The 1,166-nt window shown below is 66.7% G+C and carries 1 protein-coding gene; it reads right to left on the bottom strand.

Going from position 1 to position 1,166, the window contains the following annotated elements; all coding sequences use genetic code 11:
- Positions 1–120 precede the first annotated feature (120 nt).
- The gene (locus ACIBO1_RS32300) at positions 121–1,002 is read right to left on the bottom strand and encodes a transposase family protein (RefSeq protein ID WP_396753108.1); all 882 of its coding nucleotides are present in this window, start codon (positions 1,000–1,002) and stop codon (positions 121–123) included.
- Between the last annotated feature and the right edge of the window lie 164 nt (positions 1,003–1,166).

Genomic DNA, 1,166 nt, shown 5'->3' with positions numbered 1-1,166 from the left:
GAAGTAGTTCCATCCTGTTTGGGCTGGTCGGGGGGTCTTGACTGTGGGGTTGGTGGTGGTGGGTGGGCTGGTTGTGGGGTGGGTGATCTTCGAGTTGATCGTTTGTCTTGTGGCTGGTGGTTAGCGGGTGATGTGGCCTTGGGTCAGGACGGTGAGGGCGCGGAGCAGGGTGGTGGCGTGGTGGTGGTTGCCGCGTAGTTGGTGGAGGATGCGCCAGTTCTTCAGGTCGGCGATGCCGTGTTCGTTGGTGGCGCGTTCGGCGGCGATGAGGTTGTTGACGGCTTGTTGGTGGCGGGTTAGTGGGTGGGCGCGGGCGGGTCGGCGGCCGGTGATGATGGTGGGGTGGTCGTCGGGTTGGCCGGGGGGTTGGCGGCGTGGTCGTAGGCCGGGGTAGGGGCCGGGTTGGTCGTCGAGGTTGGTGAAGCCGAGGTCGCAGATGGCGGCCAGGTTGTGGTGGCGTAGGTGGGCGGGGATGCGGTGTCGGCGGGCTGCGGTGATCTCGGCGGTGCGGCCGGGGTGGGCGGCGGAGATCCACAGCAGGTTTCCGGTCGGGTCGGTGATGGCCAGCACTGTCAGGCCGAAGGTTTTGTGTTTGCCGTTGTAGTGGGCGTAGCGGCGGCGTCGGTCGCGGGGGCGTTGGATGGGGATCAGGGTGCCGTCGAGCAGGACCACCTGTGTGTGGTGGCGGGCGCGGCGCAGGATCCGGGACAGTCGGGGCATCTGGGCGGCGAGGGTGGTGATCACCTGGTTGACCCAGCGGCGGACGGTGTTGGCGGAGATGCCGTTGGCGGCGGCCAGGTCGGCTGGGCGTTGGTCGTGACGCAGCACCGCGAGGACGATCGCTGCTGCGGTGTGGTCGGGTAGCTTCCGCCATCGTGAGCGCACCTGGGTCCGGTGACGGCGGATCGCGGTGGTGACCGTGGTCAGTGTCTTCGTGGACAGCGGCAGACGGGACTGGTAGACAAGCGGCGAGCCCTCGGCCGGCGGGTTTTTGTGTGTCACGACCGAACACCCTGGCCGAGGGCTCACCTGTATGTCATGCAGGCCACGCTGGTGCTGGGCAAACGATCAACCCGAAGATCACCTCTTCGTGGACCTGCTCAAACACCCACCACCACCCCACCGTCAAGACCTCCTGGCCAGCGGATTCAGGATGGAACTACTTC

Source organism: Micromonospora sp. NPDC049903, assembly GCF_044460945.1.
Taxonomy (GTDB): domain Bacteria; phylum Actinomycetota; class Actinomycetes; order Mycobacteriales; family Micromonosporaceae; genus Micromonospora.
Note: the sequence above shows the minus strand (reverse complement) of the source record. Positions and strands in the feature narration are given on the sequence as shown.